Consider the following 24,738-nt stretch of genomic DNA (forward strand, 5'->3'; position numbering starts at 1 on the left):
ACGTCTTATTGCACGGAGACCCGTTGATCCAGTAGGCTTTTGGCCAGGGAGTCTGCCCAGGCCGCCGCAAGGTCACAGGCCACCGTTACGTTCTCTTCTTCCATCCGGTGTTCGTCGTTGGGGCGCCAAAGCCAGAGGCTTTTCGACTCCAATAAAACCCCTCCGGCTTCCTGAATTTTTTGCTCCAGTCGCCGTTGCGCTCTGGCGGTAGAGCCGCTCCCTAGCGTAATGGCCATTACGGGTTTGCCCGCAATTGGAGCACTTTGTCGAATAAACTTACCGATGGCCCAGTCCGGAGACCAGTTGTACGTATTGGCGCAAAATACAAATGCGTCGTACCGTTCAAGGTCCAATCTTCTGGCGGCCCCTACGGTCGCCATCGTAACGCCCCACTGATTTTCGCGAAAGGCCGCTCCCATGTGGTCGCACACCCGTTCGTCCAGATTATAAAAGGGATCGGGAGAATAAGTGATCAGCACCTTCTGTTGGGCCTCCTGCGGCGCGGAGGCGTGAAGAATACTTTCCCCATCTTTCTCTACGAATAGGGTGAGACCACCCCAGGTAGCCAGCAGTAGGATCAGGACCGTTAAGCTCTTGCGCATGACGACTAATTTGTCTAATCGGTAAACCCGGGTAGGAAGAAAAAAGCCGGTCCGAATACGGACCGGCAAAACCCCAATTGTTAATGACACTTCGGGCTACCTCACATGCCCGAAAGTTAAAACCCCACCGACAGGTCCTTGATTCCAGCTAGGGTTTTAGGAAACCTCGCAGTGTGCTGGTGGCCCTATCGGCTTCATGGTAAATGTAGGTGCTTGGGCGGCGGGGGATAGTGATCCAGGTCACCTTCGTTAATGACATTGCTCCTCACTACTGATTTTCCACCCGTCATCGCCAAAGAGATGTTTCATCGGGCGTAAACCCCATACAGTGCACAAGTCAGAAGCACCAGACACCCCGGAAACCAGGTATGCCGGCACTTCCGACTTGATCCACTGTTCTTACCCTAGACGTCGTAGTCAAGCTGGTGGTGTTCCTCCACGAGTGGGCCACCTTCAATGATTTCCTTAGACGCCTGTGCGGCAAACTTTTCAAAATTCAGGTGGAAGTAGTGCGCCAGCTGAATCGCTTTGCGTACGTAGGCACCCTTCTGTAGCCAGGTGTTGATCGGGTCGAGTAACTCAATGGGAACTCCCGGACAGTATTTGGGCATATGGAGGCCCAGAATGGGGTGTTGTTCGTACTCTACGTCATCGAGCAATCCTTCCATACAGGCCGTGATCATCCGGCGGGTCCACTTCAGTTTGATGCGGGAGCCGGTTCCGTAGGGGCCGCCACTCCACCCAGTATTGATCAGCCAGACGTTGGTGCCGGCCTTCTGCATTTTCTCACTCAACATCTCCGCGTATACCGTCGGGTGCAGGGGCATGAAGGGAGCTCCGAAACAGGCGGAGAAGGAGGGGACCGGTTCCGTAATCCCCGCTTCCGTCCCGGCCACCTTTGCCGTATATCCGGAAATGAAGTGGTAGGCGGCCTGCCCCGGGGTCAGGCGGGAGACGGGAGGCAGCACCCCAAAGGCGTCGCAGGTCAGGAAGAACACGTTTTTCGGATTCTTCCCGTAGTTAGGCATCTGCAGGTTGTCGATGTGACTCAACGGATAACTCACCCGGGTATTTTGGGTGATGGAAGAGTCGGCGTAGTTCACCGTTTTGGTGCCTTCGTGGAAGACGACGTTCTCCAGGAGCGCTCCGGGCTTCACCGCGGCATAGATTTCCGGTTCGCTTTCGGGACTCAGGTCAATGGCCTTGGCGTAGCATCCTCCTTCGAAGTTGAAGATGATGTCTTCATTCGTCCAACCGTGTTCATCATCGCCGATCAGTTTGCGGTTCGGGTCGGCCGATAGGGTAGTTTTTCCCGTGCCGGAAAGGCCGAAAAAGATGGCCGTATCTCCCGCTTCTCCCACGTTGGCGGAGCAGTGCATGGGCAGCACCTGGTGCTCTACGGGCAGCACCAGGTTCAGCGAAGCAAAGATGCCCTTTTTCATCTCACCCGTATAGGCGGATCCCGCCACCAGGGCCATTTTCTTGGAAAAGTTGATGATGGAGAAGTTACCCTGCCGCAGTCCACGGGCCTCCGGATCGGGGCACTCGTAGCCGGGAGCACAGAGTATCAACCAGTCTTCCTGGAATGCAGCCTGCTCCTCCTCCGTCAGGTTGATAAACATGTTGTTGAGGAAGTAAGCCGACCAGGGGTACTGAGCAATGGTGCGGATGTTGGTCCTAAACTCCGTTAGCGCACAGACGTAGGCATCCTTTACGTAAACCTCCTTACCCTCCAGATACTTCAGCATTTCCTGCTGGAGGTAATCAAAGTTTTCGGGAGAGATGGGTTGGTTCACCTTGCCCCACCAGACTTTGTCTTCGGTATAGTCGTCGCGGACGATGAAGCGATCCTTGGGGGAACGACCGGTGAATTTTCCCGTGTTGATGGCCAGGGTACCGTTGTCGGTTTCCACGCCCATGCCCTTTTCTACGGTGATTTCCTGCAGGCGTTCCTTGGAAAGGTTCCAGTTAATCTTGACGTTTTTCAGGCCATAGGCCTCCAGGGTATCCATAGCCGGAGTTGGTGAAAGAATGCTCATAATTGTTGGTGGTTTTGAACGGGTTTATGCGTTGGTGAAGGCGTTAACCTTATCAATGGTGAGTAGCGGAATTTTGGCCTGGAGCGTGAGTAATCGCGTCAGCCGTCCCTCGCTGGGCTTGCCCTGGCGGGCGTGGTTGTTGGGGATGATGGCGAACAGATCGATGTCGTGATTGTCCAGATACCGGGTGATGCCCTCCAGCAGGTCGTCGCTCTTGACGAAGATGTGCTGGGTGTAAAAGCGGTCGAAATAGTAAGCCAGGCTGTCTTCGTTGACGTCCTGCCCCGCCAGGTCCTGGTCTCCTTCATCGTAAAAGGTCAGCACGTGAATTTCGGCGTTAAATTGCCGGGCGACCACCAGGGCAACGCTAAGTTTCTCGGGCTCCATCAGGTCTTCTTTTCCGACCAGCAGTACCATCTTCTTCAGTTTGAAGCTGTCCACGGTATCCGGAATGACGATGACCGGACATTCCGCATCGTACACCAGATTGGCCGCGTTAGTGGCGGCATTATCGGACGCCTGCATGCTCCGTTTGGTGCCCATAATGATGGCGTCGCTCTTCAGCTCCTGCTGGGCCGCCAGAATGGCCGTGGGGATTTCCCCGCGGCTCACCTTTGGGTGCAGGTGGGCACTCGTCTTGCCGTGGTAATTGTCAATGATGGCCTGGATTCTTTCCAGCGCCGTGGCTTCGGCGGCCCGGCTGGCGGTTTTGTCCAGAATGTGCAGGATGTGAATCTTCTTTCCGGACTGGCCGTAAAAGAACTTGATGGCGTACTGCAAGGCCCGGTCCGCCTGTGGGGAAAAGTCGTGGGGAACTACTATGGTGGAAAAATCTTTCATGTCAGTGGATCTTATGATCAGGACCGGAATCATTGCCGGTGTCTGATCTTGTTGATGATCCAAAGTTCCTACTCCGCAGAAGGGAGGCAGGTGACCCACGTCATGAAGGCGGGTGATTTTTCGCAGGGCAGAAATTATCCGAAGATGGGAGGGAAGTCTCGTGGTGTGTTGGGAAGAATTAAGGCAAATACGGGATGCGCCATTCCCGGTAGAATACGGGAATACGCATGAAAGCAATCGGCGAAAGGGGGAGGGAATTTATACGCCTTCCTTCAGCTTATCGGCGTTCTCGGCTACCTGTAGCCCTTCAATAATGGGCTCCAATCCCCCGGCCATGATCTTATCCAGGCTGTGCAGGGTCAGGTTGATGCGGTGGTCCGTCACCCGGTTTTGCGGGTAGTTGTAGGTGCGGATTTTCTCCGACCGGTCTCCCGAGCCGACGAGCGACTTTCGCGCACTGGCAATTTCTCCGGCCAGGGCGGCATCCTGTTGCTCTTTGATCCGACGGTAGAGCTGCGCCATGGCAATCTCCTTGTTCTTGTGCTGGCTGCGGCCGTCCTGACTTTCCGAAACGATCCCCGTTGGCAGGTGAGTAATACGGATGGCGGATTCGGTCTTGTTTACGTGCTGACCACCGGCACCGCTAGCGCGGAAGGTGTCAATCTTCAGGTCCGCCTTGTTGATGTTGATGTCTTCGGCCTCCATTTTTGCCAATACGGCCACGGTGGCCGCTGAGGTATGCACCCGCCCCTGACTTTCCGTCTTGGGAACCCGCTGCACGCGGTGCGTGCCGGACTCAAATTTCAGGCCCGAGTAAACGTCTTCGCCGTGAACCTCAAAAACCAGTTTGGAGTATCCTCCGGCCGTTCCCTCGTTTTCGTCAATGATCTCAATCTTCCACCCCTGGGAGTCAAAGTAGCGTTTGTACATGTCAAAAAGGTCGCCGGCAAAGATGGCGGCCTCGTCTCCTCCGGTACCGGAGCGAATTTCCATGATCACATCACGCTCGTCTTCCGGATCCTTCGGGATGAGCATGATCTTGATCTCTTCATCCATTTTTTCCTTCTGTTCCCGTAGCTCGTCGTATTCCAGCTGCGCCATTTCCCGCATCTCGGGGTCGGGGTCTTTGCGCATGGCGTCACTGCTCTCAATATTGTCGAGCAGATCCTTGTACTCCAGGTAGGTATCCGCAATGGGCTTGAGCTTGCCGTACTCCTTGTTGACCTTGGTAAACTTCTCCGCATCGGTGATTACCTCAGGATCCGCAAGGGATTCTTCCAGGTTCTTGAATCGATGGTAAATGGCCTCTAATTGATCAAGCATGGGGTAAATAGTTTCACAAGCTCCGGAGGGGAGTAGGTTCCGGGCCGCAAAGATAAACAGTAAGGGCGGATCAAAAGGTTGCCACGCGAAGGGCATTTGCCGTCGGGAGTAAACAGCGCTTGCTTCCGGGCTGTGTTTCAAAAAAACGCGGACAATATTTTGGCGTGACCGCAGGTGCCAGGAGCCTGGGTAAAAGCGCAAAGCCATCAGCAATGACCGACCGGCACTTAAACCAATTCTCCCTAACCTTTGCTCCCTTCAGCATTACTTCCTACTTCCTTCTTCCTTCTTTCTTCTTTCTTCTTTCTTCTTTCTCCCTCCCCACGGCACCTGCGCTCGTCGCAAAACGACAATTTAAACTACAATTGTAGTATTAAAATCCGGAAAAGCTATATCTTAGCGGAGCCGGAACGAAGGTATACGCGGAAACAGCTTGTTTTCGTTATCCTTATTCCCTCCCGCCGGCTCCTTTTTTCCGGCGAGATCACCAATCATTAAACTATGGGGTCAGGGAAGACCTTGTATGAATAAACTATCTATTCCATGAAGATTGTAAGACTATTTGTGCTTCTGCTGCTGGGCGTTAGCCTTTGGCACTGCTCGTCATCGCCGGAAGGCACCGTGATTCGCGGAGACCTGGAGGGCGCCGACGGCCTTAAGGTATATCTGGATCGCGTTGGCTTTAACTCCGCCAACGAGGTGCTCGCCAATGCGCCCGTGGAAAACGGCGGCAACTTTGAACTGGCCTTTCCCGAGGGCCTGCCCTCCGGAGTTTACCAACTCCGCATTGGGGCCCAAAAGGCCGTAGTGGCGCTGGGAGAAGACGAAGGCCTGGTCGACATCAAGGGTAACCTCGCTACCTTTCAGCAGTATGATTTCACCGTTGAGGGATCTGCCTCGGCCAAGGAAATGAAGGAGCGGATGCAGGCGCTCCAGGGAGCTCCCGTTACGATTGCCGACATAAAATCGCTCGTGGAAACAGTGAGTGATCCCAAGATCGGGGCCTTCATCGCCATCAACAGCCTCAGTCGGGCCGGTGAGGCCGGACTTCCCATCCACAAGATTGCCGTAGAGCGCCTGCCCGCCGACGACAAAAACAAGGCTACCTACGCTCAGTACGTCAGTCAACTGGAACAGCAAATTGCGATGCGCAAGAGCCAAGAGCTGATTCAGGTTGGTCAGCCCGCGCCGGACATTAATCTGCCCGACCCCAACGGTAAGGAGTATGCCCTTTCTGACTTGCGCGGCCAGGTAGTACTCCTGGATTTCTGGGCCAGCTGGTGTGGCCCCTGCCGCCGGGAGAACCCCAACGTGGTCAAGGTATACAATAAGTACAAAGACGATGGCTTTACCATCTACAGCGTGAGCCTGGACGGACTCGATCCCCGCCGGACGGCTGGCCTGTCCGCCGAGCAAATCGCGCAAGGTAACCAGGGACAGAAGAAGCGTTGGACCGACGCCATTCAGAAGGATGGCCTCATCTGGGACTACCACGTAAGCGAACTGCGGAAATGGGATAGCCAGGCCGCCAAAATGTACGGCGTACGCGGTATTCCCAAGACCTTCCTGATTGACCGGGAGGGCAAAATCGCTGCCGTTGGCCTTCGTGGCGCCGCCCAAATTGAACAAGCCTTACAGCAAGTACTGTAAGTAGATAACATCCATTGCTAAAGCCCCCGATGATCGCCTTGATCACCGGGGGCTTTTTTTTGATTTAGACGTATATCCCGGAAAAGGTTTGCTCCCCGCTCAATGGGAGGTTGGTCGGGCAAGCGCAAGCCGGACGTGAATTAAGGCTAAGGTTAAGGCTTGTGAGAACGAAGCATATGGAGGCGACGCTATGCGTCCGCCAAGACTTCCCTTTGGGTAGTCCATTTGGTTCTTGGAGGTAACCGCACCAGTTTTGTCGGAATTTTTCAGGTCCCTTCCGTCGCAAGAATAAGCCATCGACGCACAGCGTCTCAACCAATGGTGGCGACGCTACGAGTCCGCCAAGACTCCCCACGAGGTAATCTACTTCGGGGGCCGTGGTAACCGGTGCCGTCAGGCAATTTACCTGGCGGTCTTTATCCAAAAGAGTAAACCACTGGCCTTCTGCCTGGGGGAGGAAGGAATTACGATATAACTCCAAACACCGACACCAGCCGCGCACCAATCCACGGTGAAGAAAGGAACTAAAAAAGCAGGACCGAAAATTTCCGGTCCTGCTTTTTTAGGAGATCAAGGGCTTGACTACCAAACTACAACGCGGCGGGTAACCTGCCGATCGTCCAGTTGGAGACGGAGGAAGTATATGCCGGCGGGCATATCGTTGGTACTGATGTAGTCGGTAAAGCCCGTGGCCGGCACGGTAAGGCCTTCTCGGCTTTGCAGGACTCTTCCGGCGGGATCAAGCAGCTGATAGCTCAGGCTGCCTCCAGTACCCAGGTCACGGCCCGCGATGCGGAGCTCCTGCCCCCCGCGGACGGGGTTCGGAGAAACGGTGAGTGCCGCATTGAGGGTTTCGTCCATGGTGGAGACGGTGAATTCCCCGTTGCGGAACCGGTAGACTTCACTGTAATCACTGTCCACCGAATAACGGTTCACGGGGCGAACACGCCAGTAGTAACGACGGCGGGCCACCAGGTTCTCGGTCACGATGATGGAGGTGTCCGAGGTGATGTAGGAATCGAGTACCGTTCCGGTGAAGTTGGTTGAGCTGTTGATCTGCACGAGATAATAATCAGCATTGGGGGTGGTGTTCCAGACCAGTTCCACAAAGTCGGAGAACTCAACGGTCGCATTGTTTACGGGCAACAGGAGGTTCACATCGGCGCCGTTGGCGCTGACGGGGTTGCTGGGACCATTCTCATCCAGGCGCAGGCGACTGGCGAGATTAGTTCGCATGGCCGTCACCTGCTCAGGGGAAAATTCCCCCTTGCAATCTCCCAGGGAGTAGGACATGAAGTTGGCGCCAGGAACCGCAAATTTCAGGGAATCCGGATCGGTAAGGCTGTCGCGGTATTCACCGGCACCGTTGCAGGTCCACCGCTCCATCAGGTAGTCCGGAGTAGTGTCACAGAAACCATCGGCAGCATCATCACAGTTCGATCCGTCGACCTTCTCTACCGCAACATCTTCCCCACGGTAGAAGACCGTGGCGGGCGCACGGTCCTCCAGGTTAATCTCGGAAATCTCTCCCACGCTTTCCCAACCGTAGAAGGTGTGGTCCAGGGAGAAGAAATGGCCCACTTCGTGTACAAAGTCCGTGTTGTTAGCACTCGTACAACCGTTAGACATGGCAATGGCGTCCGGCCCGGGGCTGTAGTATCCGCAGGCCCCCGCCGCATTATCCACGAAGTAGACGTTCATCTTGTCCCGGATGTTGTTTTCGGACATCATCTGGCGCCCTACCGAGAAGGAGTGGTCGTAGTAGGCGCTACTGTTGACGAAGTCGACGTCACCGTCGATGAAAAACTGGATGTCATACTGCGCAAAGCTGGTGTTGAGCAGTTGGATGGCCCCCAGCATGTCTACGGGGTTGATGTAACCCGTTCCGTCGTCCCGACCAACGATGACCAGGTGAAGCGGAATGTATTGCGTGTTGAGCGATTTGGTCGTGACCGGTGTGATCTGTCCCGCCTGATATTTTTTCATCCACTCGGTGCGTTCCTGAGTGGCGCAGAAATCAAGATCGGAAGACTGCTGGGCGAAGAGTGCCCCGAAGGTCAGTAGGAGGGCGCCTAGCAAGCATGAAATTCGATTCGTCATTGTTATTTTTTGGTCATTTGCGGTCCCAAAAGTAACTAAACCACGGGGCACAAGACGTCTTGTTGGCGGCATTTGAGTTCGTCCGCTCAATTTTAGCTACTTTCGTGCCGCTTTAAACCGCAAAAAAACCATTTATTAGCATGAGTAAAGTAACCGTAGTCGGCGCCGGTAATGTTGGTGCTACCGTAGCCAACGTTTTGGCCCACAATGATCTCGTTCGTGAAATTGTCCTGTTGGACATCAAGGGTGACGTTGCCCGGGGTAAGGCCCTCGACAGCTGGCAACAGGCCAGCGTAGACCATTACAGCACCCGCCTGGTGGGTACCGAAGACTACGCACTCACCGCCAATAGTGATATCGTGGTCATCACCGCCGGTATTCCCCGTAAGCCGGGTATGAGCCGGGACGATCTGATTTCCACCAACGCCAAAATCGTTTCTGCGGTTACCCGTTCCATCATGGAACACAGCAAGAACCCCATCATCATCGTAGTGTCCAATCCGCTGGACGTGATGACCTTCGCGGCCTACCAGGCCAGCGGACTACCCAAGAACCGCGTCTTCGGTATGGCCGGTATTCTCGATACCGCCCGCTACCGCGCCTTCCTGGCTACCGCGCTTGACGTAAGCCCCAAAGACATCCAGGCTATGCTGCTGGGTGGTCACGGAGACACCATGGTGCCGCTGCCCCGTTACACCACCGTGTCCGGTATCCCCGTTACTGACATGATCGATGCCGACAAACTGGACGCCATCGTGGAGCGCACCAAGAAGGGTGGTGGCGAACTCGTTAAGCTGATGGGCACTTCTGCCTGGTATGCCCCCGGTGCCGCCGCCGCACAAATGGTGGCCGCCATCGTGCGTGACGAAAAGCGAATCTTCCCCTGCTGCGCTCTGCTGGAAGGCGAGTACGGTCAGGAAGGCATCTTCCTCGGCGTTCCCGTAAAGCTGGGCACCAACGGTATCGAGCAACTCATCGAGCTCAACCTGAACGAAGATGAAATGGCGCTCATGAATACTTCCGCCAACCACGTTCGTGAGGTACTGGAGGTCTACAAGAGCATGGACGTTTAAGCAAGTCCAGAAGGTACTTAGCGCGGGGGCCGGTCAGTGATCACTGACCGGCCCCCGTCATTTTTACGCCTTCAGTTCCCGCAGGAAAAGGCGCAATCGCGTTACATCTTTTTGTCCGGGACTGACTTCAAACTTACTGTTGACGTCCACCCCGCGCAGTTGCGGGTGGTCCAGCCGCCGGATGGCGTCGGCGTCCTCGAGTCCGATACCTCCGCTGAGAAGAAAGGGAACCGGACTATCGTATTCCGCCAGTTTATCCCAGTCCCACTGCTGGCCCGTTCCGCCCACGGCGGCATGGCCGCCGGTGTCGAAAATGAAGAGTGGGCAACTGTCCGCGTATTCGTTCGTGGAGCGAAAATCGAAGCCCTCGTCTACGGAAAAGGCCTTGATGATACTCGCTTTACGCAGGGTGTTGACGGACCAGAGCAGCTTGAGCTCCCGGCAGTACCCCGCGCTTTCGTTACCGTGAAGCTGGACAAAATCCAGCTGGTAATCATGGACGGTGTTGAGAATGTACTCGATTTCCGCGTTGACGAACACCCCCACTTTCCGGGTGTTTTCGAAGGCGGCTTCATGCTGCCGCAGCCAGTTCATCAATTCGGGGCTTTCGGCAAACCGTGGTGATTTTGCGTAAAAAATCATTCCGATATAGTCCACCCCTAGCTCCAGGATCTCTTTGATGTTGTCGGGGGACTTTAAGCCGCAAACCTTTACTTTCATGCTATTGCTCCGTCATAGAGTTCATTAATCTCGTGGACTTCCCGGATGAAGTTGGCACAGCCATCTCCCGGGTTTTCCTGCCGCATAAAGTACGTCCCAATCAGGAAACCGGAAAATCCTGCTCGTTTCAGCCGGACGATGGATTGGGGGTCTTCGATCCCGCTTTCGCTGATTTTCAGCGTTTCCCGGGGAAGCATTTCCGCCAGTTCCAGACTGGTGGCGATGCTTACGGAAAAATCCTTGAGGTTGCGATTGTTGACGCCCACTACGTCCACGTGTGGCGAAATCAATTTTACCTCTTCGGCACTGTGAACCTCACAGAGGACCTCCAGACCGAGGGATTTGGCTTCCGCGGCCAGTTCATCCAGCTGGGCGGAAGACAGACAGGCGGCGATGAGGAGGATGGCATCCGCGCCCATGGCGCGGGCCTCGTGAAGCTGGTAGGTATCCACGATGAAATCCTTCCGGATAACGGGTAGATCCACCGTCTGCCGCACCACGTCAATGTCCGTGGGGTGAGCCCCGAAGAACTGCACGTCGGTCAGGCAGCTGATGCCCGCTGCACCCGCCCTGGCGTAGCCCGCAGTAACCTGAGCGGGATCGGCACCCAAATTAATGTCTTGCTGGCTGGGAGATTTGCGCTTGAACTCGGCGATGATACCAAAATCTTTACTGTTGCTAATGGAGGCCGATAAACTCCGGCGAGCCCAACCGTACCCCACGCTGTCCCGTAGCATCGTAATCGGAAAACGTTCCCGACGGCGTTCTACTTCGAGTTTTTTGTGGGCAACGATGCGGTCAAGAATGGTAGACATGAAGGTAGCTTGGGGATTATTGATCGGTTTTCGAGTGGCTGACTTACTGGACTATTTTATGCAGGACCTCCAGGGCGCGACCGCTGTCGAGACTGGCTTCGGCTTCCGCCACGCATTCCAATAAGTCCCGACTGGGGTGAATAGTTTGAATGGCGAGGCCCGCGTTGGCCAGCACGACACTCTTTTGCGCCGGGGTGGAGGTGCCCTGAAGTACGGAAAGGAAAATGGCCTTGCCTTCCTCCGGGGTTTCCCCGCCAAAGAGGGCTTCCGGCGCCAGTGTGGTCTGGCCAAAGTCTTCCGGATTCAGCAGTCGCTGCCGTTCCCGGCTCCGCACACTGGCACTCCCGGTTAAACTGATTTCATCGTAGCCATCGGTCGCGTGGACGATGTTGTAATACCGGTCACTTTCTTCCTGGAGGATGTAGTCATAGATTCGGGATACTTCGAGATGGAAGGTGCCGAATAGCTGGTGGGTAGGACGCGCCGGATTGATCAGGGGACCAAGAAGGTTGAAGAAACTCCGCACTTTCATGGCTCTGCGGACCGGAACCACGTTCTTCATGGCGGGGTGGAAGAGCGGAGCGTGGAGGAAACAGATACCGGCGGTGTCGAGGTCCCGGAGGAGCTTGTCGCGATCATTGCTGAATTCGTAGCCCAGGGAAATGAGGACGTCGCTGCTGCCCACGTTACTGCTCACACCGTAGCTGCCGTGCTTCGTTACCGGATAACCCGCACCGGCGACCACGACGCTCGAAAGGGTACTGATGTTGAAGGTGTTCTTGCCGTCTCCGCCGGTGCCCACAATGTCAATGGTCTGTCGGCCCTCCAGATCAATGGGGGTGGCCAGTTCCAGCATCGCATCCCGAAACCCCTGGATCTCGGAAAGTACTCCGGGGCGCATATTGATGGCCGATACGACCGCCGCGATTTCTATCTCGGAGGCCTCCCCGTTTCCAATCTGGGACAGGGTTTGGTAGGCCGTTTTCCGGGAAAGGGGCTCCTGAGCGTAGAGTTGATTCAGCTGAATTTTCATGGCGGCAAAGCTATGAAAAGGGTAGGGCAATCCCGTACTTGAACCAGGCTAAGTCGGCCAATGGCCATCAAAGATTAGGTGCAGCAGAGCAGTAGGGTCCCGAGATCCGTAACTCGTCGGGACCGTCGAATAAATTCAATTGCGACGGCGCGCAGGTGCAAAGCGGAGCCGGTACAGGTGCAGCGTATTTCACACTATAAAGACAAGGCATGCCATATCTGGCCCTATCCCACCACACGGCACCTGCGCTCCGTCGCAAAAAATTAATTTGACGATCTCGATGAGGTTTTACGCTCAGGCCTGCTCTTTTAGCTTTATGCTTAACGTGAGGTTGGCTCGCGGCGACCCTCAAAGGACCTCAAAATCTGTGATTTTTCGGACGCTTCGAGGACGCCATCAGTCCTTTTGGGTTGTCCTCGAAGAGTTTGTCGAGGTGAACCATTAGTTCGACTCGATAATCCTTTGAGTGTCAACCCATCAACCCCAACCTTAGGTTAGGCTTAGAACTTTGCCGTAATGCCAATCAGGCCGTTCAGGCCAATCGTGGGATACTGGACAAAGCGCTCCCGCTTGTTGTTCAGCAGGTTGTTTACCTGGACCCAGGCACTGAAGTTGTCGGATAGCCCGATTTCTGCCCCCAGACTCAAATCCGCCAGGGCGTTCAGGTTCTGGGCGTTGCCTTCGCTATCCTGGTAGGGGAGACCGTTTTCGAGGAAAAAGGCCGCCGTGAACTGTAGGTTCTGTTCTGGCATGGTGTAAATGGCCGAAGAATTCAGACTGAAGCTGGGCAGGTGCCAGGCTTTCTCCTGGTTATCAAGGGTGTAGAAGCGCTGAGCTACGCTGGCTTTGAGGTCCAGATTGGTGATCAGGGGGAAGGTGGCCGTACCCTGCAGGGTGATGATGCTGCCGTCGTCGTACAGTACGTTGAACTGCGGAATCATCCGGGTGCGGTCAAGTTGGTAGAGCGCCAGGTTGTTGACGATCTTATAGCCGGCCTCGAGCCGATATTCAACCCCCGAGAAGTTACCCTCCACACCACCGAAGATGTTGGTGAATTCCGTATTCCGGATACGCAGGCGCGTGCGAATCCAGGGGTTGTACTCACTGAGGCTTCTCAGGTGGTTTTTCTGCAGATCACCCGTGGCCCCAATGAAGGCGGAAAGCTGACCCTCGATCACCGGAGCCGAGAGGCTGACGTCGGGAAATACACTGAAATTATCGTCCGAACTGGTCAGGTTGACCCCCACCTTGAGCCGCACGTTGTTGCCGATGGCCGTCGTGTAGCTTGGGGCAAAGTGAATGTTGTTCAGGCTCTGGCTGCTGGTGTCCTTGTAGCTGGTGAAGTCCGTGCGCAGCTTGAAGTCCAGCGGACTGTTATCGGAAATCCACTTGGTGCCCTGCAGGGTCAGGTCGATGCCGTTTTCCCGTACCGCCGGATTGGCGTCCATCAGGTAGATGTCCACGGCGGCCTTGTAGTCGAAGTTGGCCTCCGTTCGTACCCCGTTGAAGATTTCTCCGTGGAGGGCAAAGGTGTTGAAGCGCTGCCGGACCTGATCGTCGGTGAAGCTCGGGATGGAGTCACTCTCCATTTCCAGAAAGTTGTAGCCGTAGTAGTAGCGGCTGCGGGTATCGTAACTCGCTCCGGCCGCGATTGCGAAGCCCTGATCGAAGAGGTAGGAGCCCTCGGCTCCGAACCGGGTATCGCTGGCCCGCTGGTTCTCCACGTTGCCGTCATTGTTGAAGCTGTAGTGGTTGGCGTACAGCCCTAGGTTGGCGTTGTCCACGCCCGTCAGGTCGTAGCTCAGGTCACCGTAGAAGGCTCCGGGAAGTCCGACGCCGAGGGAGGCAAAGGCGTTCTTTACGTCGGGCGCTTTCTCCCGGCTGATGCCGCGGGGGCGAATGATGGGAGCCGGATAATCGATATTGAGCGGACGGTCCACGATGTTGTAGGTCTGCCGGCGGCGGGAGGTATCCATCGGTGGATTTACCGGGTTCACCTTAACCCGCTCGGCTTCGGTGAGTCGGGCTTCAAAGTTCGTTACGACGGTTACGCTGTTGTCTTCCAGGTCTTCCTGGGCGAGCACGTAGGTAGAAGCGGCCAAAAACAAGCCGCAGATGAGAAATAGTTGGCGAAGCATAGCTTAAATCTTTGGGCTTGAGTGGTTAATTGCGGCCTCCGTTACCTCCATTGTCGAGTTCAAGGCGGTTGGGCGAATTGGGTTGGTTGTTCAATCGGCTGGCGGCGTTGATCTCGTTTTCGAGTCGGACGAGTTTTTCCCGGGCTTCCGCCACGATGGCCGCATCACCATCGTAGTTTTCCAGCAGGGCCTCGAGGGCCGCGCGGGCGTTGTAGAGGTCCCTTTCGTCGCGCAGAATATCCGAAAGGAGGATCACCTGCTTGGCTACCCAGTAGGGGTACCCGGAGCTTTCCCGGTTAGCGTCCAGGGAGAGCTGCTTGGCCGTGGCCAGATCCCGACGGAGGTAGTAAATGTTGGCGCGCAGGTAGCGCGCCTCGGCGGTTTGCTCGTCATCGGAGGAAGCGATTACCTGGTCAAAGGCGGGCAGGGCCGTAGCGTAGTCGTTACGGTCGTAGGCGATCTTTCCCAGGTAGAAGTTGGCCGTCACCCGCTGATCGGCGGGTGCGGAGGGATTATTGGATACCTTCCGGGCGTATTCTTCCGTGGCGCGGATGTCGTTGAGGCGGTAGGCTGCCCGCAGGGCACCCACCTGGGCGTCCAGGCGAACGTCTTCACCGTCTGCGGCCTGCTCCAGCAGGGTAAACAACCGGTAGGCCCGCTGGAAGTCCTGCAAGCTGTTGTAGGCGATCAGGCTCGCCTTCTTCAGCGCCGGGAGGTAGAAGGAGCTGGGGCCGGCGTTTACCACGGCCTCGTAATCCGGCAGCGCCTCGTTGTAGCGGCGCAGGGCTACGTAGCTGTCGCCCCGGTAAAAGGTGGCCGAAAGCGCGTTGGCGCTCTGGCGGTATTGGCGGAGGTAGTCCGTCAGCGCGCCGACGGCGCGCTCGTAGTTGCCGTTCTCGTACTGGCTCACGGCGGCCTCGTAGGTAATCCGTTCCCGACTGTCGTCATTGACCTCCTGACCGGGAAGGGTCTCGAAGAAGTCAAAGAACAGGTCGGCCCGGCCCATGTCATCCACGTAAATTTCCCGCAGGGCATCCCGCGCACGACTGGATTCCCCGGCCGTAGGGTTGTTGCTGAACACCTGCTTGTAGTAGTTGATGGCGGCCTCCCGGTTGCTGATGTTGTAGCTGATCAGGCCTAGCTGAAGCAGACTCTGGTTGACCAGCGGGGAGTTCACCTTGTAGTCCCGCACGATCGTCCGGAGCGGGTCGAGGGCCTGCTGCGGACGGTTGAGTTCCTGGTAGGTCAACGCTAACTGGAAGAGCGCGTCGTCCGCAAATTCGCTGCGGGGGTAGCGCTGGATGAGTTGCTCCAGGGCGAGAATCTTGTCGGCGTTGCGTCCGCGAAGGCCTTCAATCATGGCCTTCTGGAAGAGGGCGTAGACGAAGCCCGTAGTCTGGCGGTTGATGGCATCGTCGTAGAAGCGGACGGCCTGGTTGTAGTTGTTCTGGCTGAAGTAGGCGTCGCCGGCCCGCAGGACGGCATCCCCGAGGACCCTTTCCCGCACGTCCGCGTCGGTAATGTAGGGCAGGTTCCGCTCAATGCCTTCCACCGCTGCGGTGAAGTAATCCAGGGCGGCGGGGTAGTTGTCCTGCTTGAGGTAGTTGTATCCCTGCAGGTAGTTGCCGGTGTAAAGGGAAGACTGAGGCGGCAGGTCCTGTAGCCCCCGGGCGAGGGTGAGGAACTGGTTGACGTAGTTGACGGAGGTGGGGTAGTCTTCGTTCCGGTTAGCGATGTCGGCGAGCCAGTACAGTGCCTGGGCCCGGAAGCTGGCGTTTACCGGACGACGGAGACTTTTCTCAAACAGCTGCTGGGCCTCCGGTTCGTTGCCGTTGCGGAGTAACTCCAGCCCCCGGCTGAAGGCCGCCCGCTGGTAGGCCTCCTCGAGTTGCGGGGTGCGACTCGGCATCCGCTCCAGAATGTCCAGGGCCCGTTGGTAATCCTGGGTGGTGTTGAAGACCTCCCCGAGGAGTTCCTGTCCCTGCAGGTAGTAGCGGCTGCTGGGGGGAATCCGCTCGATGGCCGTAATGGCGTCGGCGGGATAGTTGAGTTCGTAGCTCAACTTGGCGTAGTTGAAGAGGGCTTCCTCCTGCAGGGCCGGGTCGAAGGTCTGGCGGGAGGCGGAGCCGAAGGCGACCCGGCTGGCCGCGGCGTTGCCGCGCTTGAGCTCAATGTCGCCGAGGTAGTAACTGGCCGATTGCCCCACCAGGGAGTTCTGCCCGGCCAGCTCCTGAAAGGTGTTGGCGGCGGCGGGATAATCCCCCAGCTTATACTGGGTGAAGCCCAGCTGGTAGAGCTCTTCTTCCTGCATCCGGCGGTTGTTGCGGGCGTACTGCTCCAGCAGGGGCCGCGCCCGGGCGTAGTCGCCCTTCTCGAAGTAGGCCTGCCCCAGGAGCTGACTCATCTCCTTCTTGTTGCGGACCCCCCGGCTGTTCTCCACCAGCGGCGCGGCGTAGGCGATCAGGTCGTCGTAACGGCGCTGGGCGAAAAAGATCTGGGTGAGGTAGTAGGGGATGTAATCGTCGTATTTCGGAGATTTTTCGGCGATCCGGAACTGACCCACCGCCGCGTCGTAATTGCCCTCGAAGAAGTAGATCATCCCGAGGTAGTAATTCGTGGGGTAGTAAAATTCCCCCTGCGTCGTCTTGCTGCTCTGGAAGTAACGCTTGGCGTCGTTGAATTTCTTCTGGACGAAGTTGGCGTAACCGAGGCGGAAGTTCACTTCCGACCGCTGATCGGCGGTCAGCATCTCGTTCGGAACCCGCTTGTAGTATTCTACGGCCTTCTCCAACTCCCCTTCGTTAAAGTAATAGCCGGCAATTTCCAGCAGCGCCTCGTTGGCAATCGGATCGGGTTGGTACCGGCGAACAAAGTCCAGAATGAGCTTCTCTCCGTCGGCCTTATCCAGGCGAACGGCAATTTTGGCGTAGTTCAGCTCGGACTTCATGCGCAGCAGCTCAGCCTCTGGCTGGTGAACGGGAAGCAGCATGTCTACTACTTCTTTGTATTCTCTCTGCGCTTTTGAAAGGAGCTGCTCCTGATAGTGCTTCTCGGCTTGTTTGTAGGTACGCCAGGCTTCGGTATAAACCGTGGAAGCCTGACCAAAAACAGTTCCGGTGCATAACAGGGCGCATAACCAGATCAACGAGGACAGCGCCCGGCGGACGGGCAGACGTTGGCTTAGGTTCATAGCGGACGGGTGGTTGGTTATTGGATTGACCATGAATAGTGAAAGGTTCCGGCGGGCAAGATAGGGGACGGACCGCACAATCTCGGTTACGGTCGCCTAACGTTAAAATGACGGCAGTTTAGTACCCGCTCTAGCCACTTATCGCACTTTTTTGTGGATTTGTTCACAAATTTTTCCGATCGCCTAAACCATATCGATACAATAGATGTATATACATTTAATTAATTGCGATCTACGGTATCGTCATCAGACTTGGGCGTCACCGCAGGTGCAATGAAATGGGCCCACGGCCATGCCGGGTGCCACAACGCTCCCGGATAGCCGGGACCATCACCAACCGAATACACTTTACACTAAATCTTAATAAACCATGATGAAATCACTTCTCTTTTTCTCCACACTCCTCTTTGCCTTCACCACCGCTACGGTAAACGTTGATACGGAAGCCAGCCAGATCATCTGGAAGGGCTACAAGGTGACCGGCAGCCACGAAGGCACCATCAAAGTAGAGAACGGCGAACTCACCTTCGACGACGGCACGTTCACCGGAGGTTCCTTTGACATCGACATGAGCACCATTGCGGTAACGGACCTGCAGGGCGGAATGGCCCAGAAGCTGGAAGGACACCTCAAAAGCCCCGATTTCTTCGGTGTTGAGAAGTACCCCACCGCTACCTTCAACATCACCAAAGTAGTAAGCCGCGGCACCCCCGGTGACTACCGCGTGACGGGTGACCTGACCATCAAGGAAACGACCAAAACCATCCGCTTCAACGCCAACGTGACGGAAGAAGGTGGTCTGTACGTAGCTACGGCCGATGTGACGATCGACCGTTCTGACTTCGACGTACGCTACGGCTCCGGTTCTTTCTTCGATAACCTGGGCGACAAGACCATCTACGACGAGTTTGAACTGGGCATCAAACTGGTGACCAAGAAATAAATCTCAGGCAGTACCACTGCACTTTATGCGGACAGTCATCCCCCATGGCTGTCCGCTTTTTTGTGCCCGGCACTTTGAGAGTGCACGGCACCGGCGCTTGCGCCCTCCTGATTCTTCCATTTGGGGCTTTTACTAGGCACGAAAAAAGCGCTGACGGAAACATTCCATCAGCGCTTTTCTAGCATCGTGAATCGACCGAAGAGCCATTAATCGTGGCGAGCGATTTCTCCGCTCTTCACGCGGGCCATGTAGTCTTTGAGGGCCCGACGAACGTTAGGCATCAAGAGGTAGAGGCCCAGTACGTTGGGAAAACACATGGCGAAGATCATGGCGTCTCCGAAGCCAAATACGGCACGGGCGGAGATGCCGGAGCCGATGATGACGAAGAGACAGAAAACGACCTTGTAGATGTTTTCGTTTCGCTTGGACTCACCGAACAGGTAGGTCCAGCACTTCAGGCCGTAGTACGACCAGCTGATCATAGTGGACAGGGCAAACAGGATTACGGCAACGGCCAGTACGGTGGGGAACCAGCTGATGACGGATTCGAATGCCGCGGAGGTTACCGCAATGTCGGCGATTTCGCCAGACTGCAGTCCGGTATTGGCCCACTCGGCACCGTTGCCACCGTAGCCGGTAATCACGATCACCAGGGCGGTAATGGTACAAACGACTACCGTGTCGATGAAGGGCTCCAGCAGGGCGACGACGCCCTCACTGATGGGCTCGTCGGTTTTGGCGGCGGAGTGCGCGATGGAGGCGGATCCAACGCCCGCTTCGTTACTGAAGGCGGAGCGGCGGAAACCCTGGATCAGTACTCCGATGAAACCACCGTACATGGCCTCGGAGTTAAAGGCACCGGAGACAATTTCTCCGAATGCACCGGGGATGTCCGAGAAGTGGTAGCCGAGCACCACCAGGGCGCCGAGGATATAGATACCGACCATGAAGGGAACAACCTTGTCGGTCACCTTCACGATACTTTTGATCCCGCCCAGGATGATGATGCCGATGATTACGGCCATGACGGTGCCAAAAATCCAACCGCGTCCGGCCAGGAAACTGGCGTCTCCACCGGTTACGGCAATCAACTGACTGGTGGCCTGGTTGATCTGTACCATATTACCGCCACCGAAGGAACCTCCGATACAGAAAATGGCAAACATGACGGCCAGGATTTTACCCAGGGTACCCCAGCCTTTTTCTTTGAGACCCTTATCCAGGTAGTACATCGGACCACCGGATACACTGCCGTCTTCGTTGACGTTGCGGTACATCAGACCCAGAGATACCTCCGTGAACTTTGAGGTCATCCCCAGGATGCCGGCCAGGATCATCCAGAAGGTAGCTCCTGGGCCACCGAGGCTCACGGCGGCGGCAACACCCGCAATGTTTCCTACGCCGACGGTGCCGGACAGGGCGGCGGTAAGGGCCTGGAAGTGGGAAACCTCTCCGTCGTCGTTGGGGTCGTCATATTTACCCCTCACCACGTCAATGGCGTGCTTGAAGGCCGTAATGTTTACGAAGCCCATGTAGATCGTGAAAACGATGGCACCGACAATCAGCCAGGGAAGGACAAAGGGAACGCCTTCGGCAACTTCGGCAAAAATGACGCTTTCGACGAAGGCGGTAATGGGCTCAAAAATCTCCTGGAGCATGGCATCAACGCCGCCAGATTCCTGGGCGGAGGCCATAAATGGGGCAAGTACAGACAGGAGAAAAAGAGAAAGCTTTTTCAACATAAGTGGGGAAATGTAGTTTTGCGAGGCGCGTAAGGTAGGAACTTTTCGGCCGCTGCGGAAGGTCTCCGTTTAATTCTGCGGCCGGCTGGCACCTAATTAAAGTCCGAATATACTACCTTTCCAACCCGATTATGGCCGACCTCTCCTCCCGTACCGATCAAGAATTGTTTGCTGACCTTCGTCGGGGAGTGGAGGCTGCCCTGGATGAACTTTTCCGCCGCCATTATGCTGGCCTTTGCCAGATAGCGATCCGCTTCGTGGGCGATGGAGGTGAGGCGGAGGATATAGTGCAGGAATTGTTTTTGTCCATTTGGGAGAAACGGGAAAAGCTGCCGGAAGATGTTGCCGGAGTGGGGGCCTACCTTCGGCGGGCGACGCGCAACCGTAGTCTCAACTTTCTCCGGGATCGGAACCGAATTCCGGTGGATGACGGAGATCCGCCCGAGGCGCATTCGTCTCTCGGAAATCCCGGGGAGCAGATCGAAGCGGCCGAATTACGGCAACGAATCGACCGGGCCATTGACCGATTGCCCGAACGGTGTCGCCTCATCTTTGTGATGAGCAGGATAGAAGAAATGAGCCACCGGGAGATTTCGGAAGCCCTGGACATCAGCAACAAAACCGTAGAAAACCAAATGACCCGGGCCTACCGCTTCCTGCGGCAGTGGCTGGCGCTCTACCTCCTAATAAGCGGAATATCTTAGTGAGGAAACGGTCTGTGTGGTCATCTTCCGGACTAAACTCGGCAATTAGTTCAACAAGGTATTGGGGGGATGACTTACATTTGGTGTCACCAAGAGTGAAGAAATAAATTATCAGTCTCTACCGCGCTTTATGAATCCAATTAGCGATCAGGACATTGATACCTTAGCTAAAGGCTACCGTTCGGACTTCCAACCGGACGTCGAATCAGGTCTTGCACGCCTCAAGGGGCGTACGCAAGCCCAGGCTCGTGTGCGGTCCATCCAGCGGCGGCGCTGGCTGGGCATTGCGGCCTCCTTGCTCGTCCTGGCTACGGTGGGTGCCTTCGGCTACGACCTGTTCTTTGCGGGAACCTCAATCGTTAATGAAGGAGAGGCCCCCATGCATTTTGAATTAGCGGACGGTACTGATGTCTGGCTCCAACAAGACTCTGAAATCCGTTACGATCGGACCTTCAACGATGTCGACCGAAAAGTGGAACTGAACGGACAGGCTTACTTTGAGGTGCAGTCCGATAAGACGCGCCCCTTCCTCGTACAGAGTGGAAACGCCGAATTGCGGGTTACGGGCACCACCTTCAATCTGCGGGTTGAACGCGGAGAAATGGAAGTAGAAGTTTCGGAGGGTTCCGTCATGCTCACCGGCAAGAACAACGGCGTTGCCGTAACCCAGCAGGAATGTGGTATGGTAATGCCCGACGGAGCCGTAATGCACATGAAATCTCCGGCGCTGAACCGCCACGCCTGGCGGACGGGTACCTTTACCTTCGATAATACCCCACTGCGGGAGGTTTTAAAGAGCATCGAAAACAATTTCCGGGTAGAAGTAGTCCTTGAAGGCAACGAAGACTTTCCCGTTAAGGGGACTTTCCGGGCGGAGAATGCGGAAGACGCGCTTACGGCGATTGCCAAACTTGGCGGTGGAAAACTTGCCCTTCCCACCAACGAATCTCCGGCTTATCGCCTCTATAATATGTAGGCAATCATTCGGAGCTAAATCATTTTTATGTCCAGGACAGGTACCCTGCTGCTGTTTTTGCTGCTTTGGGCGACTGCCCTGTTCGCCCAGGACAACCCGAGCGATGCCCGGTATCCGTTGCCCCGCAGGGTAATGCCCCTGGAGAAGGCCCTGATGAAACTGACCGAGGCCGGAGCCGAAATTGTTTATCGGCCGGATCAAATACCGGATTTGGCCTTGCGGGTTCCGGGAGGGAGAAGAACCATCGAAGGCTGGCTGGGCTTTCTACTTCGCGATACGGAACTAAAATACGAACAGCTTTCCACCGGGTTCCTGGTGTTGCCAGACCCGGACCTGCTTTCCCGGGAATTTTCCGTTTACGGGGTCGTCACTGACGCCACCAGCGGGGAAAGATTGATTGGTGCGGCCCTGCGGCAGCCCGATACCGAAACGGGAGCGCTGGCGAATGAATACGGATTTTATACGCTGGGCATCCGGGGTGGCCGTCGGATACTCCGGGCTTCCTACATTGGGTATACTACCCAGGAAATCGACCTCGTTTTGCGGTCCGATACGCTGATCAACATTGCCCTGCGACCCGATAGTGAACTGCCCCCGATCATCGTTACGGCGGTATCCGATACGGCCCAGTCCCTGTTTTTGACGGAATCAGGTATTCGTATCGGCCGCAAGGAGGTGAGCCTCCTCGGCGGTCCCGGAGGGGAGGCCGATCCGCTGCGGATGGCCAGACTGCTTCCGGGAGTTACTTCCGGAGCTGATGGGGTAGGGGGGCTCTTCATCCGGGGGGGTGAAGCGGGCCATAATCTCGTACTGCTGGACGGCGTCCCCGTGTATAACCTCAGTCACGCGGCCGGCTTGTTCAGTATTTTCAGCAATGAAGCCATCCGGAGGATTGATCTGTACAAGGACGCCATTCCCGCCCGCTTTGGAGGACGGATTGGTGGGGTCCTGGACGTTCATACCCGCGACGGAAACCTCTATGAACCGGAAATCAACGTCGGGAGTAGTTTACTGGCGGCAAAGTTTTCGGGGGAGGGGCCGATTGAAGAGGGAAAAAGCTCCTTTTTGATTACCGGGCGGTATTTCTGGGCCAGAGAACTACTCCGGAGATTTAGCCGGGTCTATAAAGAAAACAACGGTCGGGATGGGGAAACGGACTATCAGGTTTATGACGTCAACTTCAAGCTCAACCAGCAGATCAACGACCGCAGTAGAATCTATTTCAGCTTCTACAAGGGACTGGATGACTACACTAACCTGACCGACCAAACGGACACGGTCACCGTGCTCAATGACCTCGGTGCGGTCTTCCGGTACGGAAACCCCCAGCATCGTTCGGAAGACGTAAGCTGGGGAAATACGGTTGCTGCGCTGCGGTACAACTACGTTTTCAATGACCGGCTGTTCGGCAATTTCCGATTATCCTACAGCGATTTACGGGTGCGGGCGACGTTTGAGACATCCGACAGTCTGAATGAGGTGCGTAGTGAGGCCAAAAGTGGAGAAATTTTTAGTGGCCGCTATGCTTCAGACATTAAGCAGATCGGGTTAGCTTTCGACGGACAGTATGGTCGATCGGGCGGGGCCCAACTCCGGTTCGGGGTATCGCTGGACGCTCACCGGTTTTTGCCCCGGTTGAACTCGGGGGCGATTCCGCTTTCCCGTCACGAAGAGGTAGAGAGCTTCGGGTCGAATTCGGGAATGCACCGGCCCGTACAGCTGGCGACCTATGCTTCCTATCGAGGGGAATACAAAAGCATTGCTTACCGCTTTGGCCTGCGGGCCCAGGTCTGGCGTAATCGGCGGAATTATTATCATCTGATGCCCCGTTTACTGGTCGCCGGAAAGTTAAATGCAAAAACCAACTGGCGTATTTCCTATGACCAAACGGTACAGCCCATCCACCTTATTTCCAGTACCATTATCAGCCTGCCCTCCGACCTTTGGATTCCCTCAACGAGCCTGATTGTCCCGGCCACTTCGGAGCAATTTAGTGTTCAACTTACGCGGCGCCTTTCGCCCGGACTTCAACTGGAACTCGGAGCATACCATCGGGATATGAAGGGGTTGGTGGACTTCGATGAGGGGGGAGCGGCCAACGGAAGTTGGGAGGAAAACGTCAGCGTCGGTGATGGTTTTGCCAACGGGATTGAGCTTACGCTTAGACGGAGCACGGGCAAAATCCGTGGCTGGTTCAATTACACGCTCGCACAAAGCCGACGCGAGTTTGAAGACCTTCAGATTAACCTGGGGCGTCCCTTTCCGTTCCGTTATGATCGGCGCCACAGCTTTAATGCCATCATGATGTGGCAGTTGAGTCCACGGACAACGGCTACGGTCAGTTGGCGTTTCGGTACCGGAGCGGCCTTCAGCCTCAGCACCCAGTCGGTCCTGCTGCCTAATCCGGCCGAAGAAGATCTTTCAGAAATTCCCATCGATGTATTCCGGGAACGGAATGGCTTCCGACTTCCGGCTAATCATCGTCTTGACGTTAACGTTCAGACGGTGATCGCTAATGATACCAAAAAGGGAATGGTACACACCCTGAACTTTGGCGTCTATAATCTCTACAATCGTAAGAACCCCATCTATTACGACATCAGGACCCAGTACTATTCCCGCGATGGGACAATTCTTCCTAACCGTAATTTTGTCCAGGTATACATCGCCCCGATGTTGCCCACTTTTTCCTACCAGTTGAAATTTAATCCTAAAACTAGGAAATAACGAGACCGGGTATTTTGCCACGACGGTCTGACCGTTTGGTTAATCGAGTCGACATCAGTAGAGCGTTGACCGTGGCTGTGAAGGAGGGAGAAGCTTGTAAACCAATGGTTTACCCCCTTACGG

The 24,738-nt window shown here is 55.8% G+C and carries 17 protein-coding genes; 6 read left to right on the top strand and 11 right to left on the bottom strand.

Features of this window, described 5'->3' with window-relative positions; translation table 11 throughout:
- Nucleotides 1–5: 5 nt before the first annotated feature.
- The 4 genes from E1J53_RS10210 to prfA form a co-directional block, all read right to left on the bottom strand.
- Nucleotides 6–602: a hypothetical protein gene (locus tag E1J53_RS10210; protein ID WP_134272825.1), complete on the bottom strand. Its 597-nt coding sequence runs from the start codon at nucleotides 600–602 to the stop codon at nucleotides 6–8.
- Nucleotides 603–1,006: 404 nt separating this feature from the next.
- Nucleotides 1,007–2,641, bottom strand: a complete 1,635-nt coding sequence (pckA, locus tag E1J53_RS10215; RefSeq protein WP_134272826.1) for a phosphoenolpyruvate carboxykinase (ATP) — start codon at nucleotides 2,639–2,641, stop codon at nucleotides 1,007–1,009.
- Nucleotides 2,642–2,665: 24 nt separating this feature from the next.
- Nucleotides 2,666–3,481 carry a universal stress protein gene (locus tag E1J53_RS10220; protein ID WP_173021429.1) on the bottom strand — a complete coding sequence of 272 codons (816 nt, stop codon included), beginning with the start codon at nucleotides 3,479–3,481 and terminating at the stop codon, nucleotides 2,666–2,668.
- A 258-nt stretch (nucleotides 3,482–3,739) separates the two neighbouring features.
- Nucleotides 3,740–4,804: a peptide chain release factor 1 gene (prfA, locus tag E1J53_RS10225; RefSeq protein ID WP_134272828.1), complete on the bottom strand. Its 1,065-nt coding sequence runs from the start codon at nucleotides 4,802–4,804 to the stop codon at nucleotides 3,740–3,742.
- Nucleotides 4,805–5,347: 543 nt separating this feature from the next.
- Between prfA and E1J53_RS10230 the strand changes: the two genes are divergently transcribed.
- Nucleotides 5,348–6,454, top strand: coding sequence for a TlpA disulfide reductase family protein (locus E1J53_RS10230; RefSeq protein WP_134272829.1), 1,107 nt, complete (start codon nucleotides 5,348–5,350; stop codon nucleotides 6,452–6,454).
- A 582-nt stretch (nucleotides 6,455–7,036) separates the two neighbouring features.
- Here E1J53_RS10230 and E1J53_RS10235 read toward each other — a convergent pair.
- Entirely contained in the window at nucleotides 7,037–8,554 is a 1,518-nt protein-coding gene (locus E1J53_RS10235; protein ID WP_216650032.1) for a zinc-dependent metalloprotease, read from the bottom strand.
- Nucleotides 8,555–8,694: 140 nt separating this feature from the next.
- On the opposite strand from E1J53_RS10235, the gene mdh reads away from it, so the two are divergent.
- On the top strand, nucleotides 8,695–9,627 hold the full coding sequence (mdh, locus tag E1J53_RS10240) for a malate dehydrogenase (protein WP_134272831.1): 933 nt from the start codon (nucleotides 8,695–8,697) through the stop codon (nucleotides 9,625–9,627).
- 63 nt (nucleotides 9,628–9,690) lie between these two features.
- Here the strand turns inward: mdh and E1J53_RS10245 are convergent, their stop codons facing one another.
- The 5 genes from E1J53_RS10245 to E1J53_RS10265 form a co-directional block, all read right to left on the bottom strand.
- A complete protein-coding gene (locus tag E1J53_RS10245; RefSeq protein ID WP_134272832.1) occupies nucleotides 9,691–10,347 on the bottom strand; it encodes a phosphoribosylanthranilate isomerase in 657 nt (218 codons plus the stop codon).
- Nucleotides 10,344–11,162 carry an indole-3-glycerol phosphate synthase TrpC gene (gene trpC, locus E1J53_RS10250; protein WP_134272833.1) on the bottom strand — a complete coding sequence of 273 codons (819 nt, stop codon included), beginning with the start codon at nucleotides 11,160–11,162 and terminating at the stop codon, nucleotides 10,344–10,346. Before trpC ends, E1J53_RS10245 begins: the two co-directional genes overlap by 4 nt.
- Nucleotides 11,163–11,205: 43 nt before the next feature.
- Nucleotides 11,206–12,195, bottom strand: coding sequence for an anthranilate phosphoribosyltransferase (trpD, locus tag E1J53_RS10255; protein WP_134272834.1), 990 nt, complete (start codon nucleotides 12,193–12,195; stop codon nucleotides 11,206–11,208).
- A gap of 500 nt (nucleotides 12,196–12,695) precedes the next feature.
- Complete coding sequence (locus tag E1J53_RS10260) at nucleotides 12,696–14,333, bottom strand: hypothetical protein (RefSeq protein WP_134272835.1); 1,638 nt, start codon at nucleotides 14,331–14,333, stop codon at nucleotides 12,696–12,698.
- A gap of 25 nt (nucleotides 14,334–14,358) precedes the next feature.
- Nucleotides 14,359–17,523 carry a tetratricopeptide repeat protein gene (locus E1J53_RS10265; RefSeq protein ID WP_134272836.1) on the bottom strand — a complete coding sequence of 1,055 codons (3,165 nt, stop codon included), beginning with the start codon at nucleotides 17,521–17,523 and terminating at the stop codon, nucleotides 14,359–14,361.
- Between the two features lie 370 nt (nucleotides 17,524–17,893).
- Here E1J53_RS10265 and E1J53_RS10270 point away from each other — a divergent pair, with 370 nt between their 5' ends.
- Nucleotides 17,894–18,466 (top strand): YceI family protein, encoded by a 573-nt coding sequence (locus E1J53_RS10270; RefSeq protein ID WP_134272837.1) that lies wholly within the window; start codon nucleotides 17,894–17,896, stop codon nucleotides 18,464–18,466.
- A 206-nt stretch (nucleotides 18,467–18,672) separates the two neighbouring features.
- Here the strand turns inward: E1J53_RS10270 and E1J53_RS10275 are convergent, their stop codons facing one another.
- The gene (locus E1J53_RS10275; RefSeq protein ID WP_134272838.1) at nucleotides 18,673–20,208 is read right to left on the bottom strand and encodes a sodium:alanine symporter family protein; all 1,536 of its coding nucleotides are present in this window, start codon (nucleotides 20,206–20,208) and stop codon (nucleotides 18,673–18,675) included.
- 131 nt (nucleotides 20,209–20,339) lie between these two features.
- On the opposite strand from E1J53_RS10275, the gene E1J53_RS10280 reads away from it, so the two are divergent.
- The 3 genes from E1J53_RS10280 (at nucleotide 20,340) to E1J53_RS10290 (ending at nucleotide 24,615) form a co-directional block, all read left to right on the top strand.
- Nucleotides 20,340–20,912 carry an RNA polymerase sigma-70 factor gene (locus E1J53_RS10280; RefSeq protein WP_134272839.1) on the top strand — a complete coding sequence of 191 codons (573 nt, stop codon included), beginning with the start codon at nucleotides 20,340–20,342 and terminating at the stop codon, nucleotides 20,910–20,912.
- Nucleotides 20,913–21,042: 130 nt separating this feature from the next.
- Entirely contained in the window at nucleotides 21,043–21,888 is an 846-nt protein-coding gene (locus E1J53_RS10285) for a FecR family protein (RefSeq protein WP_134272840.1), read from the top strand.
- A gap of 27 nt (nucleotides 21,889–21,915) precedes the next feature.
- The gene (locus E1J53_RS10290) at nucleotides 21,916–24,615 is read left to right on the top strand and encodes a carboxypeptidase-like regulatory domain-containing protein (protein WP_134272841.1); all 2,700 of its coding nucleotides are present in this window, start codon (nucleotides 21,916–21,918) and stop codon (nucleotides 24,613–24,615) included.
- Nucleotides 24,616–24,738: the final 123 nt, after the last annotated feature.

This window comes from Lewinella sp. W8 (genome assembly GCF_004375085.3).
Taxonomy (GTDB): domain Bacteria; phylum Bacteroidota; class Bacteroidia; order Chitinophagales; family Saprospiraceae; genus Neolewinella.

What these genes read in the sequence shown, in the direction of transcription:
- E1J53_RS10260 (WP_134272835.1), bottom strand. Translation starts at nt 14,333, where the DNA reads ATGCTTCGCCAACTATTTCTCATCTGCGGCTTGTTTTTGGCCGCTTCT.
- trpD (WP_134272834.1), bottom strand. Translation starts at nt 12,195, where the DNA reads ATGAAAATTCAGCTGAATCAACTCTACGCTCAGGAGCCCCTTTCCCGG.
- E1J53_RS10265 (WP_134272836.1), bottom strand. Translation starts at nt 17,523, where the DNA reads ATGAACCTAAGCCAACGTCTGCCCGTCCGCCGGGCGCTGTCCTCGTTG.
- E1J53_RS10290 (WP_134272841.1), top strand. Translation starts at nt 21,916, where the DNA reads ATGTCCAGGACAGGTACCCTGCTGCTGTTTTTGCTGCTTTGGGCGACT.
- mdh (WP_134272831.1), top strand. Translation starts at nt 8,695, where the DNA reads ATGAGTAAAGTAACCGTAGTCGGCGCCGGTAATGTTGGTGCTACCGTA.
- pckA (WP_134272826.1), bottom strand. Translation starts at nt 2,641, where the DNA reads ATGAGCATTCTTTCACCAACTCCGGCTATGGATACCCTGGAGGCCTAT.
- trpC (WP_134272833.1), bottom strand. Translation starts at nt 11,162, where the DNA reads ATGTCTACCATTCTTGACCGCATCGTTGCCCACAAAAAACTCGAAGTA.
- E1J53_RS10230 (WP_134272829.1), top strand. Translation starts at nt 5,348, where the DNA reads ATGAAGATTGTAAGACTATTTGTGCTTCTGCTGCTGGGCGTTAGCCTT.
- E1J53_RS10210 (WP_134272825.1), bottom strand. Translation starts at nt 602, where the DNA reads ATGCGCAAGAGCTTAACGGTCCTGATCCTACTGCTGGCTACCTGGGGT.
- prfA (WP_134272828.1), bottom strand. Translation starts at nt 4,804, where the DNA reads ATGCTTGATCAATTAGAGGCCATTTACCATCGATTCAAGAACCTGGAA.
- E1J53_RS10235 (WP_216650032.1), bottom strand. Translation starts at nt 8,554, where the DNA reads ATGACGAATCGAATTTCATGCTTGCTAGGCGCCCTCCTACTGACCTTC.
- E1J53_RS10285 (WP_134272840.1), top strand. Translation starts at nt 21,043, where the DNA reads ATGAATCCAATTAGCGATCAGGACATTGATACCTTAGCTAAAGGCTAC.
- E1J53_RS10220 (WP_173021429.1), bottom strand. Translation starts at nt 3,481, where the DNA reads ATGAAAGATTTTTCCACCATAGTAGTTCCCCACGACTTTTCCCCACAG.
- E1J53_RS10275 (WP_134272838.1), bottom strand. Translation starts at nt 20,208, where the DNA reads ATGTTGAAAAAGCTTTCTCTTTTTCTCCTGTCTGTACTTGCCCCATTT.
- E1J53_RS10245 (WP_134272832.1), bottom strand. Translation starts at nt 10,347, where the DNA reads ATGAAAGTAAAGGTTTGCGGCTTAAAGTCCCCCGACAACATCAAAGAG.
- E1J53_RS10280 (WP_134272839.1), top strand. Translation starts at nt 20,340, where the DNA reads ATGGCCGACCTCTCCTCCCGTACCGATCAAGAATTGTTTGCTGACCTT.
- E1J53_RS10270 (WP_134272837.1), top strand. Translation starts at nt 17,894, where the DNA reads ATGATGAAATCACTTCTCTTTTTCTCCACACTCCTCTTTGCCTTCACC.